The sequence below is a fragment of the Geothrix sp. genome, from assembly GCF_049292215.1.
In the GTDB taxonomy this organism is placed as follows: Bacteria; Acidobacteriota; Holophagae; order Holophagales; family Holophagaceae; genus Geothrix.
On sequence record NZ_JBATQW010000057.1, the window covers coordinates 100125 to 115284 of the forward strand.

Annotated in this window: 14 protein-coding genes and 1 tRNA gene; 14 read left to right on the forward strand and 1 reads right to left on the reverse strand. The window is 60.0% G+C overall.

Annotated features, from left to right (window positions below):
• Positions 1 to 10: 10 nt before the first annotated feature.
• Genes WAS25_RS09625 through WAS25_RS09645 form a run of 5 tightly spaced genes read left to right on the forward strand, consistent with a single transcriptional unit; the run spans position 11 to position 3121 of the window.
• Positions 11 to 577 (forward strand): hypothetical protein, encoded by a 567-nt coding sequence (locus tag WAS25_RS09625; RefSeq protein ID WP_422311467.1) that lies wholly within the window; start codon positions 11 to 13, stop codon positions 575 to 577.
• Between the two features lie 38 nt (positions 578 to 615).
• On the forward strand, positions 616 to 1263 hold the full coding sequence (pgsA, locus tag WAS25_RS09630; protein WP_422311469.1) for a CDP-diacylglycerol--glycerol-3-phosphate 3-phosphatidyltransferase: 648 nt from the start codon (positions 616 to 618) through the stop codon (positions 1261 to 1263).
• Positions 1260 to 1922, forward strand: coding sequence for a DUF502 domain-containing protein (locus WAS25_RS09635; RefSeq protein WP_422311471.1), 663 nt, complete (start codon positions 1260 to 1262; stop codon positions 1920 to 1922). The genes pgsA and WAS25_RS09635 overlap by 4 nt, the downstream gene beginning before the upstream one ends.
• Before the next feature lie 36 nt (positions 1923 to 1958).
• Positions 1959 to 2396 carry a bacteriohemerythrin gene (locus tag WAS25_RS09640; RefSeq protein WP_422311473.1) on the forward strand — a complete coding sequence of 146 codons (438 nt, stop codon included), beginning with the start codon at positions 1959 to 1961 and terminating at the stop codon, positions 2394 to 2396.
• The gene (locus WAS25_RS09645; RefSeq protein WP_422311475.1) at positions 2393 to 3121 is read left to right on the forward strand and encodes an SDR family NAD(P)-dependent oxidoreductase; all 729 of its coding nucleotides are present in this window, start codon (positions 2393 to 2395) and stop codon (positions 3119 to 3121) included. The genes WAS25_RS09640 and WAS25_RS09645 overlap by 4 nt, the downstream gene beginning before the upstream one ends.
• Before the next feature lie 9 nt (positions 3122 to 3130).
• Here WAS25_RS09645 and WAS25_RS09650 read toward each other — a convergent pair whose 3' ends face one another.
• Complete coding sequence (locus WAS25_RS09650) at positions 3131 to 4357, reverse strand: MFS transporter (protein ID WP_422311477.1); 1227 nt, start codon at positions 4355 to 4357, stop codon at positions 3131 to 3133.
• A 94-nt stretch (positions 4358 to 4451) separates the two neighbouring features.
• On the opposite strand from WAS25_RS09650, the gene WAS25_RS09655 reads away from it, so the two are divergent.
• From WAS25_RS09655 to WAS25_RS09695, 9 genes are all read left to right on the forward strand, one after another.
• Positions 4452 to 5684, forward strand: a complete 1233-nt coding sequence (locus WAS25_RS09655) for an FAD-dependent oxidoreductase (protein ID WP_422311479.1) — start codon at positions 4452 to 4454, stop codon at positions 5682 to 5684.
• 17 nt (positions 5685 to 5701) lie between these two features.
• Positions 5702 to 5778 (forward strand) — tRNA-Arg (locus WAS25_RS09660).
• 405 nt (positions 5779 to 6183) lie between these two features.
• A complete protein-coding gene (locus WAS25_RS09665; RefSeq protein ID WP_422311481.1) occupies positions 6184 to 6639 on the forward strand; it encodes a hypothetical protein in 456 nt (151 codons plus the stop codon).
• Positions 6640 to 6792: 153 nt separating this feature from the next.
• Positions 6793 to 7227, forward strand: a complete 435-nt coding sequence (locus WAS25_RS09670; protein ID WP_422311483.1) for a helix-turn-helix domain-containing protein — start codon at positions 6793 to 6795, stop codon at positions 7225 to 7227.
• Positions 7228 to 7300: 73 nt separating this feature from the next.
• Complete coding sequence (locus WAS25_RS09675; protein WP_422311485.1) at positions 7301 to 7738, forward strand: hypothetical protein; 438 nt, start codon at positions 7301 to 7303, stop codon at positions 7736 to 7738.
• A 625-nt stretch (positions 7739 to 8363) separates the two neighbouring features.
• The gene (locus WAS25_RS09680; RefSeq protein ID WP_422311487.1) at positions 8364 to 9602 is read left to right on the forward strand and encodes a DUF418 domain-containing protein; all 1239 of its coding nucleotides are present in this window, start codon (positions 8364 to 8366) and stop codon (positions 9600 to 9602) included.
• A 385-nt stretch (positions 9603 to 9987) separates the two neighbouring features.
• The gene (locus tag WAS25_RS09685) at positions 9988 to 13398 is read left to right on the forward strand and encodes a kelch repeat-containing protein (protein WP_422311489.1); all 3411 of its coding nucleotides are present in this window, start codon (positions 9988 to 9990) and stop codon (positions 13396 to 13398) included.
• Positions 13399 to 13514: 116 nt separating this feature from the next.
• Positions 13515 to 14483 (forward strand): proline iminopeptidase-family hydrolase, encoded by a 969-nt coding sequence (locus WAS25_RS09690; RefSeq protein ID WP_422311491.1) that lies wholly within the window; start codon positions 13515 to 13517, stop codon positions 14481 to 14483.
• A gap of 59 nt (positions 14484 to 14542) precedes the next feature.
• Positions 14543 to 14926 carry a hypothetical protein gene (locus WAS25_RS09695; protein ID WP_422311493.1) on the forward strand — a complete coding sequence of 128 codons (384 nt, stop codon included), beginning with the start codon at positions 14543 to 14545 and terminating at the stop codon, positions 14924 to 14926.
• Positions 14927 to 15160: the final 234 nt, after the last annotated feature.

Here is a 15160-nt window from a genome sequence, read left to right on the forward strand (position 1 = left end):
GCCACCTCCCATGGATATCCTCACCCTCGAGCTGCTTGATGTCACGGTCTTCCAGGCTCTCCTCGAGCTGCGGGGCCTTCTGGCGGACCACCCCGGCGAAGCCATGTGCATCCGGGGCGAGGATGACCTCCTTCGGGTGAACGTCACGGGGTTTCTCGAGAAGCAGGGACGGGTGGTCCGAGCCATACGACAGGGTCCGCTGTGGGAGCTGCAGGTGGCCCAGGCTTCCCGGCCGATGCCCCTGGTATCGCCGGCTGCTCCGACGGTTCGGCCCGTGCTGCTGCTCCGGTCCGCCTTCGCCCCCGGGGATCGGGCCCTGGGTCGGCGCTTGCTGCTGGAGACGCTGGAGCAGCTCGAGCTGGGCACGCCGTGGATCTGCCTGGCCCACCAGGCCCTGGAACTGCTGGATGATCCAGGTGCCGTGGGCATCCTGGAGGGCCTGAGGACCCGGGGCATCCCCGTGCATGTCTCTGCGGCGAGCCTCGCCCATGTCGGCCAGGAAGCTGGCGGGTTCGACCTCGTCCCGGATGGCGGCTGGCAGAGACTTCTGGCCCGCGGTGGTCTAACCGTTCTGTAAAAAGGCGGTAGGCTGGAACTGGAGTCGATCCCAACCCCATGAACCTCCCGAACATCCTTTCGCTCGCCAGGATCCTGATGGTCCCCGTCTTGGTCGTGGTGCTCATGACCAAAGTGACGAACCATGAGGTCATCGGGGTGTTGGTATTCTGGGTGGCCTCGATCACGGATGCCCTGGACGGCTACCTGGCCCGCCGGTGGAAGCAGGTGACGACCCTCGGCAAGCTGCTGGATCCCCTGGCGGACAAGCTGCTGGTGGCCGGGGCCCTGATCTCCCTGGTGGAGCTGAACCTGGCGCCGGCCTGGATGACCTTCATCATCCTGGCCCGGGAATTCGCCATCACCGGGCTTCGCGGTATCGCCAGCGAGGAGGGGCTCACCATCCCGGCCGGCACCATCGGCAAATGGAAAATGGGCTTCCAGGTGGCGGCCATTTCCTGCCTGATCCTCGGCCCGCGGCTCGACTACTGGCTCTACGACTGGACCCAGCGTGAGATATTCCACTTCTTCATCCAGCTGAACCGTCCCTACAGCTTCTTCTGGGGCATGGGCGTCCTGCTCTTGTGGGGGGCTGTCATCCTGGCGATCTGGAGTGCGATCACCTATTTCCAGGGTTTCTGGAAGGTGGTGGGGCCGCGCATCATGGCCGAGAACAGCCACCTGACTGGACCAAAGGATTCCGAATGATCCGCAAGTACCTCCTCGCCGGTCTGTTTACCCTGCTGCCTTTGGTGGTGACGCTCTGGATCCTCAAGGCGATCTTTACGGCTCTCGTGGACATCTTCCGCGGCCCCCTGACCTGGCTGGCCCACCAGATCCACGTTCCGGATCCACCCACCTGGGGGCTGGCCCTGTTCTCGGCCCTGGCCACGATCCTCCTGCTCCTCCTGGTGGGAGCTCTGGTGGGCAACTTCATCGGGCGGCAGGTGCTGTCCTGGCTCGACGAGCTGATGCTCCACGTGCCGGTCGTGAAATCCATCTACGGCGCGACCCGGCAGCTCATGGGCGCCATCCAGTCAGGTCAGGGTGGCTCCTTCAAGGATGTGGTCCTGGTGGAGTGGCCTCACCCCGGTTCGTTCACCTTGGGTTTCGTAGCCAGCAGGGATTGCTCCTGGGCGGTCGAGGGAGGGGAGGGCATGCTCGCGGTCTACGTGCCGACCTCGCCCAATCCCACGTCCGGCTACGTGATCATGCTTGAGGCATCCAGGGTGCGGCCCGTGGATCTCAATGCCGACCAGGCCCTGACCTGGGCCGTGAGCGGAGGCGTGGTGGTCCCGGATGTCCTGCGGGGGCGGTGGACCCGGAGTCACGGGGAATTCCCGCGGGATTCCAATCCGACGGCCTAAACTGGGGCCGTTGGGCATCGCCCTGGGAGTGGTCCGATGAGCATGGTGATCTGGAATCCGGCGTGGGAGACGGGCAACGCGCTCATCGACCAGCAGCACCAGTCGTTGCTGGCCCAGTTCGAGGCGCTACTGGTCGCGATCCACGAGAACCACCCGGATGAACGGATTCCGTCCCTGCTCCAGTTTCTGGCCGACTACGTGGAGACCCACTTCTCCATGGAGGAGGGCCTGATGCAGGGCGCGGGCTACCCCGGTTTCGCAGGCCACAAGGCGATCCATGACCACATGCGCACCCGGGTGGGTCAGTTGGTGGAGGTGGCCAGGGGCAACCCGGCCAGCCTGACCGAAGAGGTGATCGACTTCCTGACCGACTGGCTGCTTCGTCACATCAACGAGGAGGACCGGCGCATGGCCCGGCATGTCCATCATGCCAACGGCAATCAGGCGGGGCCTGCACCCGGAATCGTGCCGTGACCTCACTGGTGGGCAAGCGGATCCTGGTCACGGGCGCCGGAAGCGGCATCGGGCGGGCCGCAGTCCGGATGTTCCGGGATCGCGGGGCGGAACTGGTGCTGGTCGGGCGTCAGCTGGCTGCGCTCAGGGAATCACTCCCGGACGCGGAGCACGTGGTGCTGGATCACACCGTGGATGCGGCCGTGGCCGCCTTCGCCGGGACCTGCGGGGCCCTGGATGGCATGTTCCTCGCGGCCGGTGCGCTGAAGACCGGCTCCGTGGAGGGCACGTCCACACCTGATTTCGACGCCGTGCTGGCCGCCAACCTGAAGGGGACCTGGCTGATGGCCCATTACCTGGGGCCGAGACTCAGGGAAGGGGCCAGCGTCGTACTCGTGGGTTCCAACATCGGCCTCCGGGCCATCCCCGAGAGTGCGGCCTACAGTGTGGCCAAGGCCGGCGTCCACATGCTGGCAAAGGTCCTGGCCCTGGAGTGGGCCCCCCGGAGGGTCCGCTGCAACGCCATTGCCCCGGGCCCCGTCCACACACCGATGGTGGAGGCACGCCTAACTGCGAGCGCCGATCCCATGGGGGATCTGGCGAAGCTCTCAGGCGTCAATCCACTAAAGCGACTTGGTACATCACAGGAAGTCGCCGCCTTGGCCGCCCACCTCCTGAGCGATGAGAGCGCCTGGACAACGGGGGCCGTGATTCCGATCGACGGCGGGGCAGACGCCAGCTACTGAGCGGAAGGCTCAGTCCACTTCCAGGAAGTCCAGGTCCTTCGCGTGGGTCTCCTCCATGCCCCAGAGGCTCAGGGCCGCGAGAGCCAGGCAGCAGAGGCCGATGAACAGGGCCGAATTGACGATGCCCCAGTGGGCCTTGAGGGCCAGGAAGCTGGTGGTGATGGGGACGACCGCCCCCCGCACGAAGTTGGGCACCGTGACCGTGACGGTGGCCCGCATGTTGGTGCCGAACTGCTCGCTGGCGATGGTGACGAACACGGCCCAGTAGCCCGCGGAGAATCCGAGCGCCACGCACAGCAGGTAGTAGATCTGCGCCGAGACGCCGCGGCTGGAGAGCGTGATCAGCACGGTCGCCAGGGTGAGGCCCTGAAAGAGCAGGACGGTCTTCTTCCGGCTGGCGATCCACTGGCTGATGAAGCCCGAGCCCAGGTCGCCGATGGCCAGGCCCAGGTAGCAGGCGGCGATGGCGTGGCCGGGGTTCACGGCGCCCACCACACCCAGGCTCTTCGAAAGCTCGGGCGACGAGGCCACCAAGATGGCCACCACGTACCAGATGGGGACCCCGATGAGGATGGCGCGGAGGTAGCGGATGAACCGGGCGCGGTTGGTGAAGAGCATCAGGAAGTTTCCCTTCATCACGTTCTGGTGGGCCAGCTGCTTGAACATGCCCGAGTCCGTCACCTTGATGCGCAGGACTAGGAGCATCAGGCCCATCACCCCACCCGTGATGAAGGCCCCCCGCCAGCCGAGCTTATTGCCCACCAGATCGGCCACCAGGGCCCCGGTGATGCCCAGGCTCGCCACCACCGCTGTGCCGTAGCCGCGCACTTCCTTGGGCAGCACCTCGCTCACCAGAGTGATGGCTGCCCCGAGCTCACCTGACAGCCCCAGGCCTGCGAGGAAGCGCATGGCCGCGTAGGCGGGGATGGTGGTCACAAACGCGTTGGCGATGTTCGCCAGCGAGTAGAGGGTGATACTGCCGAAGAGCACCGACATGCGGCCCTTCTTGTCGCCCATGACACCCCAGAGCACGCCACCCACGAGCATGCCGATCATCTGGAAGTTGAACAGGTAGACGAAGGTGGGAAGGATCTGCTCTGGGGCCACGCCCAGGTCCGTCAGGCTGGCCGTGCGGACAATGGGAAAGAGGATGAGATCGAAGATGTCCACGAAGTAGCCGAGGGCGCCGACGATCACGGTCAGGTTGATGATGGATTTCCAGGCATGACGCTGCATTGGACTGCTCCAGGTGGTCGGGGTGGAAGCATTCATGGTTCATGCGATTGGATCCCCGATCAAGGGTCGGGCACACTGGGCCGAGGAGGCGCCCGTGCTTGAGACCGCCTGGCCCGCACCACCCGAAGGCCTCTGCACACTGCCCCAGACGCTGAATACCGAGGTCGCCATCCTTGGCGCGGGGATCCACGGCGCAGCCCTGGCGCGGGAGCTGACCCTCCGGGGCGTGGCCTGCGCCCTCATCGACAAGGGCGAGGTGGGCGGCGGCACCAGCCAGTGGTCCAGCCAGTTGCTGCATGGCGGCATCCGCTACATGCTCACGGGCGACATCACGCAGATGCGGGAGGGCCTGGCCGAGCGTGCCACCTGGGCCCGCCTCGCACCCCGCCGCTGCCGATGGGAGGCCTTCTGGATGCCCCACCGGTTCTGGGCGGAGGGCTTGGCCCACCGGTTCGGCATCGGCCTTTACGACCACTGGGGCGCCGTACGGCCGCATTGGCCCCCGCACTTGACCCTGGGCAAGGTACCGCAGCCCACCTTCGAAGCCGATCCCCGCGGGTCGGGCGGGCCCTTCCAGGGCGCCACGGCCTACGCCGACCTCATGACCTGGGACCGGGAGCTGACCCGGGACCTGGCGGCCTCCAGCCTGGCCTTCCGGCTGGATTTCCACGAGCCCGAGACCTTCTCGGACACTGGCGGCGAGCTGAAGAGTCTGCGCCTCCGGGACCGCCGCGACGGCACCCTCCGCACCCTCACTGCCCGGCGCTGGGTGGTGGCGCTGGGGCCCTGGACGGATGGGGCCATGGGCCAGTGGTTCGGCGAGACGCGGCAGCGCCTGCGCCTGTCCTCGGGCATTCACCTCTGGTTTGACTCAGTCCCGGGCTGCGAGCGGCCCTGGGCCCTCCGCCGACCCAAGGGGCGCATCCTCTTCGTCATCCCCCGGGATGGCCTGCTGCAGGTGGGGACCACCGAGCGGGAGGTCCACGACGGCTGGGTGCCCATCGCTGCCTCGGAGCGGGCCGAGCTGTTCGAGGCCCTCGAGGCCAACCTGCCGGCCATCCCCTGGCGCCAGCTGCCCGTGCGCGCCGAGGAATTGGGCGTGCGCCCCCTGGTCGCGGCGGATGGCCAAACCACGCACCTCAGCCGCGAGGCCGTCCTCGAGCGGCACGCCCGCTTCGCGAACCTCACCCTGGTGCTCGGCGGCAAGCTGACCACAGCCCGGGCCCTCATGGACCGCCTGGCCACGGATCTCACCGGCTGCCGCTGCCCGGCCTCCACCACCGAGCCCCTGAGCCTTTGGGATGGACAGCCCGCGCCGATCCGGTAGAATCATTCTTTCAATGCGGTCCCGTAGCTCAGCTGGATAGAGCATCAGACTACGAATCTGAGGGTCGGACGTTCGAGTCGTCTCGGGACCACCACTTAAGCCCCTGTAGAGTCAGGGGCTTCCCTTTATCTGCATTTCCGAGGTTCATTGCTCGGCGATGCTCGTCATGGCTTGTAAGTGTTGATAATTTGCCCTGATTTCAGAGCAGTGGCGGGAAAGTGGCGGGCCTAATTTAAGGGTGACGGAAGCCGCCGACCTGGTGTTTGTGGTGCAACGCTAGCGGCTGCCCGTTTCCAGAAGATTCGATCTCGGTCCAAGGGACACCAGTCTCACTGTGGTCGCCCGCGACCAAACCTTGTCCGGAGACTAAGGCTCGCCAGGTTGGTGTTGGGTCACCCCGTTTGAACGTTCCGAACAAAAATTCTCGAGGTTTGAGCAAATTGAGTATTAGCCCAGGGAAGGCAGTCCGATGACCGTAAGCCCTTCACTGGAGCCACAGATGAACGACCTAACCGAACAGCAGTTCAACCGCCTTACCCAAGTCCAGAAGGTCGAGATGGTTATGGAGGTATTCAACCGAAGGAGCCAAGACAACTTAGATGCTTATGAGACCTACTGTCAGGAGGAGGAGTCCGATGAGGAAGCCAGGATCAACTCTGAGCTTCTGTCCAAAGTCCTCGCCGATCTCTTCGAAGAGACAATGGAGATCCTGTCCCAAATGGAAGAAGCCAACATGTATGACCTTTGCCAGCACTTCGGGGCTACAGACCCCAGTTTCAAGCTTGAAATGGATCAGCTTTATCCCGCAGATGAATCTTACTGGACTGGCAAAAAACTCAATGGTTTCAAACTTAATGACGTGTCTACAGCCATCGACAAGATCAAGGGGGCTATGCTGCGTCTCTCCGAAAGCCCACTTCGAGCTCTGATTCTGGAGCAGCAATCCGAAGACTGAAATGGGCAAACAGATTCTGCGGGTTCGACCATAGGAGGTGGTATGTCAGCCAAACCTCCTATGGTTTCAACCTCACCAAACTGCCCAATATTTGTGGCTTAGTATTAGAGCCGGGCGTCATGAGCTGACGGTCCCCTGATTGGGAGAACCAACTTGCCGAACATCGCCTCCGTTCTCAAAGACGAAATCCTCCGATTGGCCCGAAAGGAAGTTCGCAAGGAGGTAGAGGGGCTCAGGAAGGCGTCAGCACAGTACCGGTCTGATATTGCGCGACTGAAGCGGCAGGTTGCCGCCCTGGAGAAGCAGCAGGCGCGAATCTCCAAGAAGGTCCCAGGGAAGGTGGCACCTACTGTTGAAGGCGAGGCAGCCACTAAGTTCCGGTTCTCCGCTAAGCGGTTTGCCGCCCAGCGACAGAAGCTGGGTTTGTCCGCTGGGGACATGGGGACCCTACTAGGGGTGTCGGGTCAGACCGTCTACCACTGGGAGAGCGGGAAGACCCGGCCCCGGCAGGGCCAACTGGCCGCCATAGCGGCAGTCAGAGGAATGGGGAAGAGGGCTATCAAGGCGCAGTTGGCCGATCTGGCCTGACCCTCGACAGTGTCAACTGGAGCCCTTATGGCTCGTGCAACTTTCAAGAACAACCGAAGGTAACCTGGTCGCCATGGAAGACCTTCTTCGGACGATCCTGGCTGGCTACGAGCTTCCCAACGAAGGGCTTCATGGCCCCCGCCACTGGATCAGGGTGAGCAGGACAGGGCTGAAGCTCGCTAAGGCCACCGACGGGGCTGATCCTGAAGTCGTTCACATGTTTGCCCTATTCCATGACTCCCGGCGGGAGAACGAGGACTGGGACCCTGACCACGGTCTCCGTGGTGCAGAACTGGCTCGCAGTATGAGGAGCACCCACCTCACCCACCTGAATGATGCGCAGTTTGAACAGCTCCGTTACGCATGCGTCCACCACACAGACGGCGACACCACCACGGATCCCACCATCGGCTGCTGTTGGGATGCGGATCGTCTCGACCTGGGTAGGGTAGGGACTGAGCCAGAGGCCGAGTATATGAGCACCGTGGCGGGGAAGAGCCTGGTCCGGTGACTGTGCCAAAGCAAGCCTGAGTCCATGCGGATCCTTCAGTTCACCTCAGACGCCCATATTCGGTCCAGGGTTCTAGACCTGGCAGAGGCACGGCACCTGCCAGTCCGACCGCACGGCCCCTGGGTAATCTTCGAGGCTGTGAATGGCTGGCAGCCACGATAGGTGCTGTGGGCGGTGGGGCTGGAGGTTCCGGCTCTGGAAGGGGCTCCAACGCCCAGAGCCGCAGGCGCTCGGCGTTCCAGGCCTTCACAAAAACATTCATAGCCAGGTGCGGGTCCTCACCGAAGGACTCGGGAAGTGGGTATGCCAAGGTCCGTTGGGACTTCGATGCGAATTCGTAGCGGCAGGGATAGGGGTATGTTTGGTGGAAGTAGATCCACCGCTCCCCGTCCACCAGATAGGCCGTAGAGCCGATGTGGAAGCCCACGTGGGCCGGTTGCCCAGCCCTGACACGCTTGTGTAGTTCTGGATCGCCTGGATCGAAAGTGTCGGTCTGAAATGGATGGAGCATTGGGTAAGCATGGGGCGCGGGATTGGACATCGGGTGACATACGGCACAAGCCTTCGTCCGGTGTGCAGTTACATGTGAGAATTCGGCGGAGAAATCCAAATAAGGAATGGACCCATGACAGATCTCCCTAAGGAAGTAGTGCCCACCGGAGTTGGTGAACGGATCATTGGGCTGGACATCGTGCGTGGCTTAGCGCTGTTCGGTGTGCTCCAGATCAACCTTATCTTTTTGTCGGGGCACATTTACCAGGACTGGGCGGGAGTGACCTATCCGCTTGGTTGGAGTGGGGGTGTCCTGACTTGGATCCGGGACCACCTGATCGAGGGGAAGGCCATGTTTTGCTTCTCCATGCTTTTCGGCGTGGGCCTCTGCATTCAGATGGAGCGAGCGCTGGCGAGAGGCCATGGGTTTGGCGTCTTCGCGATGAGGCGACTAGGAGCCTTGGCTCTGATAGGCGTTGTCCACGGAACCTTGATCTGGGTTGGGGACATTCTGTTTGTCTATGCCGTGGTTGCGTTGGTCCTATTGCCTCTGCTCCGAGCCAAGGTGAGAACGATCCTTATCGCTTTGTCAGTGGCGTTCCTGCTCAATTACAATTTCCATTCGATCCTCCAACTGCTTCACGCACCAGATGGGCTGGTTTTTTCTCATTGGTTCAAACAGGGTTCCTGGCTTCTCCAGTCAGCCAATCAAGCCTATGGACATGGCACTTGGATCGAAGCTACGCGCTGGCGGTTTTGGGAATGGAACCACCTCGGACGGGCCATCCAATTGATAAGTGCGATCCAATGTCTGCCGCTCTTTCTTATTGGGCTCGCTCTATGGAGAAGCGGCATCCTAAAGGATCACTCAGCACGAATTCAAACGATCCGTCGGATATTTCATTCGGTCTTCTGGGTTGGGCTGGCACTGGCAATTGTCCCCAGTGCCTGGTTGGAGCAGATCCCCAAGATCTGGCATACGGGATGGCGAATGAGAATTCTTAGAGGAGTGTTTTCTTCAGGGATGGCCATGCTGGCCCTGGGGTATTTCATGGGCATCCTAATGCTTCTCCAAAAGGATTGGTGGACTCGAACTCTATCCCTGCTAGCCCCTCTGGGGCGGATGGCCTTGACGAATTACCTACTACAGTCCTTGGTGTGTACCTGGTTCTTCAATGGCTACGGACTCGGCTACTGGACCAAGGTGACGCCTTCGGCCTATATCCTTGGCGGGATCGCACTCTATGGATTCCAGATCGTTTGCAGCCACTTGTGGCTGGCCCGCTTTAGATTCGGCCCAGCAGAATGGCTTTGGAGGTCCATGACCTACGGGAACTTGCAGCCATTCAAGATTCAACCGGGTGTGAGCTAGGTCTAGGTTAAACAATCGTCCTCGGCATCCCAGCAATCGGCGGGATTCGAACTCCGTTGACCACGCCCCCTTTTGGTTTTAAGGCCCCTCCACCTGGGTCCATGGCCCTCCCCCTCCGGGTCGCACGCATCCACCCCTCTATGCCGGGGCGGTCACTATTCGAACCGATCGACCAACCGGTGAAAGATGCAATCGCCAGTCTGGGTGTAACTTCTCGGGCCAAATCTCCCTGTGTGACCGTGATCACCGAGTAAAAAGTCGACCATTCTATCCACTAAAAGCAGAGGGTCCCATGCGATCAACCAAGTGGTTAGGCCTTTCTCTGGCAGCAGCACTTCTCCTGGTGCTGGGCTGTGGCGGGGGCGGGGGATCGACGCCTCCACCGGTGGTCCAGGCACCAACCGCGCTGATCTACAGTACGAACCCTGCCGTCTATACCAAGGGCGCAGCCATTGCGACGAACACACCGTCGAACTCCGGCGGTGCAATCACTACCTATGGCGTGTCCCCGGCTCTACCTACGGGGCTGAACCTGAATGCCGCCACTGGAGCTATCACAGGCACTCCAACTGCCATCTCTGCACATTCCGTCTATGTGGTCACGGGAACCAATGCGGGGGGCACTACCAGTTGCAACCTTGGCCTCACGGTCAATGATGTAGCCCCGACTGGGCTGACCTACACCACTAGCACCTCGGTCTACACCAAGGGCTTAGCGATCACGGCAAACAACCCGACCAGCGGCGGGGGTGCGGTTGTCTCCTACAGCATTGCTCCTGCATTGCCCACCGGCCTGGGCATTAACGCATCCACAGGAGTCATCAGTGGGACTCCTACTGCCATCGTTGGGACTGCAACCTACACCGTCACGGCAACTAACTCGGGTGGTATTACCACGGCCTTGTTGAGCATCACGGTCAATGACATGGTGCCCAGCAATCTGACTTACGCCAGCAACCCGGCCACCTATACAAGAGGAAGCGCCATAGCCGCGAACACCCCCTCAAGTTCAGGCGGGGTCGTCGTGTCCTATTCCGTAACCCCGACCTTGCCAGCTGGCCTGGCCTTCAGCACCACCACCGGTGTCATCTCCGGAACGCCTACCGTCGTTGCAGCCTCAGCCGCCTACACGGTAACTGCCACCAACTCGGGGGGATTCACCACCGCCTCGCTGACCATCACGGTCAATCCGGGAGCTGCCACTCACTTCAGTGTCACTGGCTACCCCAGTCCAGCCCTGCCTGGTGTCGCCCACCCCGTGACCATCACTGCCCTGGATGCTGCAAACTACACCGCCACGGGCTATTCGGGAACAGTCCACTTCACCAGCAGTGACCCGACTGCCCTACTGCCAGGTGACTACTTCTTCTCTGCTAGCGACAGTGGGATCAAGAGTGTCAATTGCACATTGAAGACGGCAGGGACGCAGTCCATCACTGTCACAGACACTGTCTCAGGGGCTATCACGGGAAGCCAATCCAACATAGTGGTGCAAGCGCCTTCACTCACCATCACGGCCCAACCAACGAACATCACGGTCGCAGTCGGCGCCACCGCGACCTTCAATGTCACGGCTTCGGGCACTGGTTATCTGAGCTACCAATGGAAGAAGAATGGGATCGATATCGGAAGTGCAACCTCGTCCAGTTACACAACACCGGCATTGATCCTGGCGGACAGTGGCTCGACCTACAGCGTGGTGGTATCCGACACCTACAGCAACCAAGTTGCAAGCAATGAGGTGACGCTCACGGTCACCCAGGGTTCCTTTGTCGTCACTGGATCTCTGAATAGGGGTAGAACCTGGAATACCGCAACAAGGCTGCCTAATGGCAAGGTCTTGGTCACTGGTGGGGATGGTGTCGACGATAAGAGTGCAGAGGTATTTGACCCATCCACGGGGACCTTCACTGCCACTGGATCTATGTCTGTGGCTAGGCACTCCCATCAAGCGATCCTCTTGCCGAACGGCAAGGTCCTCCTCGTGGGAGGAGCCAGTAATGGATTCGCAACTAGAAGTGCAGAACTCTACGACCCCGTGACAGGAACCTTTAGTGACACAGGTCTCATGGTTGCGGCCAGAATCGATTTTACGGTTACTCCGTTAAGCAACGGGCAGGTTTTGATCGCTGGTGGAGGCAATACTGTCGGGAGTCTTTCCACCGCTGAGGTCTATGACCCTGCCTCAGGGACATTCACAAGCACCGGGAGTTTAGGCGAAGCACGGTTCAATCACACGGCTACCCTGTTGCCAAACGGCAAGGTACTTGTCTGTGGTGGTGCAGTCTCCGGCAGCCTTCCTAGTCTTGCCTCTGCCGAACTATACGATCCCTCCACAGGAAGCTTCACTCCGATCGGATCTATGGGGACAGCCCGGGAGTGGCATTCATCAACGCTTCTCCCGAACGGCAAGGTCCTTATCACCGCGGGATTCAATAATGGCGGATTCAGCGGCGTCCTGCTTGCAAGCGCAGAACTGTTCGACTACACCACTGGTTCGTTCACTGCCACTGGGTCTATGGGGTTGGCTAGATACCTCCAAACAGCAACGCTTCTAGCGAATGGGCGAGTCCTGATGGCGGGTGGAAGCGGCGGTGTTCACACTGCCACCGTTGAGTTATACGACCCGAGTTCTGGGACATTCACACCCACTGTTTCCATGGGAATGGCCAGGGCACCAAGCACGGCAACGGTGCTGCCGGATGGGAAGGTCCTTATCATTGGCGGTGCCAACAATCCCATTAGTGCAGAGCTATATGACCCGAATGACCCCTCCCCAGGAGTGTTCACAGCCACTGGTTCGATGAGCAGTGGTCGGCGAAATCACACCGCTACTCGGTTACCGAACGGCAAGATTCTTGTCGCCGGGGGGATTGTAGGTGCGGTCCCCATCGCTAGCGCTGAACTATATGAACCGAACACTGGGACATTCACTCCGACTGGTCCCCTGGGGTCACCAAGGGAGCAGCACACCGCCACCCTGCTCCCTAACGGGAAGGTGCTTATCTCTGCGGGACAAGGACTCACAGGGTTCCTTGCAACCTCTGAACTCTACGACCCGGTCACTGGGACCTTCAGTTCAACTGGCCCCATCAAGAATATGAGGATTCGTCACACCGCCACCCTTCTTCCGAACGGGAAGGCACTCCTGGTATGCGGTGATGATGGTGGCTCTGGCGCCTGGCAGAGTGCCGAACTATACGATTCATCCACTGGATTGTTCACCGAAACGAACGGACCAATCACAGCACGGCGGGAATGGTTCACAACCACACTGCTGCCGAATGGCAAGGTGCTCTTGGCCGGTGGCATTGACTCGTCGAATGGTGTCACCACCCAAGCAGAACTCTTCGACCCCGTTACATCCACATGGACCTCCACAGGCTCAATGGGAACAGCCCGCTACTACCACTCAGCGACCTTGCTCCCCAATGGCAAGGTGTTGGTGGCAGGAGGCTTGATTCCAGGAGGGCCGTTCCCTGCCGGAGTTGCTAGTGCCGAGATCTACGATCCAATCACAGGGGTCTTCACAGCTACCTCAGACATGGGCACGGCAAGGCAGGAACACAATGCGATCTTGCTTCCGACAGGGAAGGTCCTCATCACCAATGGCTTTGGCCTCGCAAGCGCGGAACTCTTTAACCCTTCTACTGGGACCTTCTCGCCCACGGGACCACCGGGAGCAGTTCGAGTAAGTGGCTCCATCACCTTGCTTCCAAACGGCAAGGTCCTGCTCGCGGGTGGAGGCGATGGACCAAGTAGCGGTAACTACAGCACCGCAGAGGTCTATCAGTAGCTAGGCCGGTTCTACCTGTTCCGTCTCAATATCTTGCTATCTCGGCTTTGCTCATCGTATCGGTGCAGGCGTGGCCGCTTGGTTCCCAGGGTAGGGCATTAACAAGGACGGTTTAGATGAACCTCTTATTCCATCGGTTGCTACTTTTATCCGCACTAATTGCAGGAAGTAATAGCCTAAGCAATGCGAAAGCCGGTTTGGTCCCTAGGGAAGGCTTTGTGCAAGTGGAAGGTGGGCCAATCTGGTACCGCATCTTCGGATCAGGAAAAGGAATTCCAATTCTCATCGTACATGGGGGACCAGGGAGTCGGTCTTGTTATTACGAGAACCTTGCGGTAATTCTCGGGAAAGACCGCCCTGTGATTGTTTATGACCAACTTGGCACTGGGCGGTCGGGCCGACCAATCGACACATCACTGTGGAAGGTTGAACGATTTGTCAGAGAATTGGGACAATTTCGAGCGGCCCTCAAGCTGGACAGAATCAATCTGATGGGGCATTCCTGGGGTGCAGCAGTAGTGGCAGCCTACCTATCCATGGGGAAACCCAAAGGTGTTGAGTCCGTGATTTTCGCAGGGCCATACTTGAGTTCTAAACTGTGGGTTGAAGACGCCAATATCCTCCTATCCCAGCTTCCCAAGGACACTCAAGCAACGCTGAAGCGACATGAGCAGGCTGGGACAACTGAATCGAAGGAGTATCAAGAAGCTGCAGAAGTCTTCTATAGCCGATTTATGTACCACAAGCCCAGACCATCTCTCCCAGCGTCCTGCGGAGAATCCAAGGGTAACGATGAAATCTATACCCTGATGTGGGGAGCATCTGAATTCTCTGTCACTGGAACTTTGAAAACCTTCGACATCACTCCGGTTCTCCCAAGGTTAAAAATGCCAGTTCTGTTCGTTGTAGGGCAATTCGATGAAGTCCGCCCAGAAACGGCCACTCTCCTTCAGGCTATGGTTCCAAAAGCGAAGTTGGAGATCCTGGAGGGTTGTGGACATATGGCCCCAATTGAGGACCCTGAAGCCTATGCAAATGCTCTCAATTTATTTTTAGGAAAGATTGGATCGTCACCGAAAAACTGATTTATATAGAGGTATATTCGATGGGCCTCGTCATTTATCTCCCAAAAGAAAGGACCTCCATGCGGTTCCTTGCCCTTCTGACTTTGCTGATTTCGCTAGTTTCATGCACGGCACACAAACTAGAGGTTCGCCTGAACGGCCAACCAACACAATCTATGGAAGCTCGGGTTGGAATTATCAATGGCCAGAGAACCATTGATCTAATCCTTCCAGGGGGCTCCTGGGCGGTGAGTGCAGAGGAATCTGGTGTGGTGCCTCGCATCGTAGACCTTGATGGGCGCAAGCATGTGTTTGTTGAATTACCGATCGACCGCATGGTCTCATCCAAACCAATCGTGCTAACACTCCAGGGCCTTGATCGCGATGGCAAGCCTTCAGGTAGTCCATACATCGTGTCGTTGGATTATTACAACCGCCAACAGAAAGCCTCTCGTTACACCTAACTCTTGAGATAGATTGTTGGCCATCCGCCTAACCCTCCGCTCAAGTCGGACCCAGCCTGCATTGTCTTCCGTTCTCTCTCAGCTTCTCGCTACTTCGGCTCCGTTCAACGCCTCGGTGCAGGCGGGTCCGGTTCGCCTTATCCGTTAGGCCGCCTGACGTTCCCCCCATGATTAGCCCGGTCTTTGTGTGGAATCAGGGTTGATTGGGGTCGTGTCGCTGGGCTGGGCGGAGAG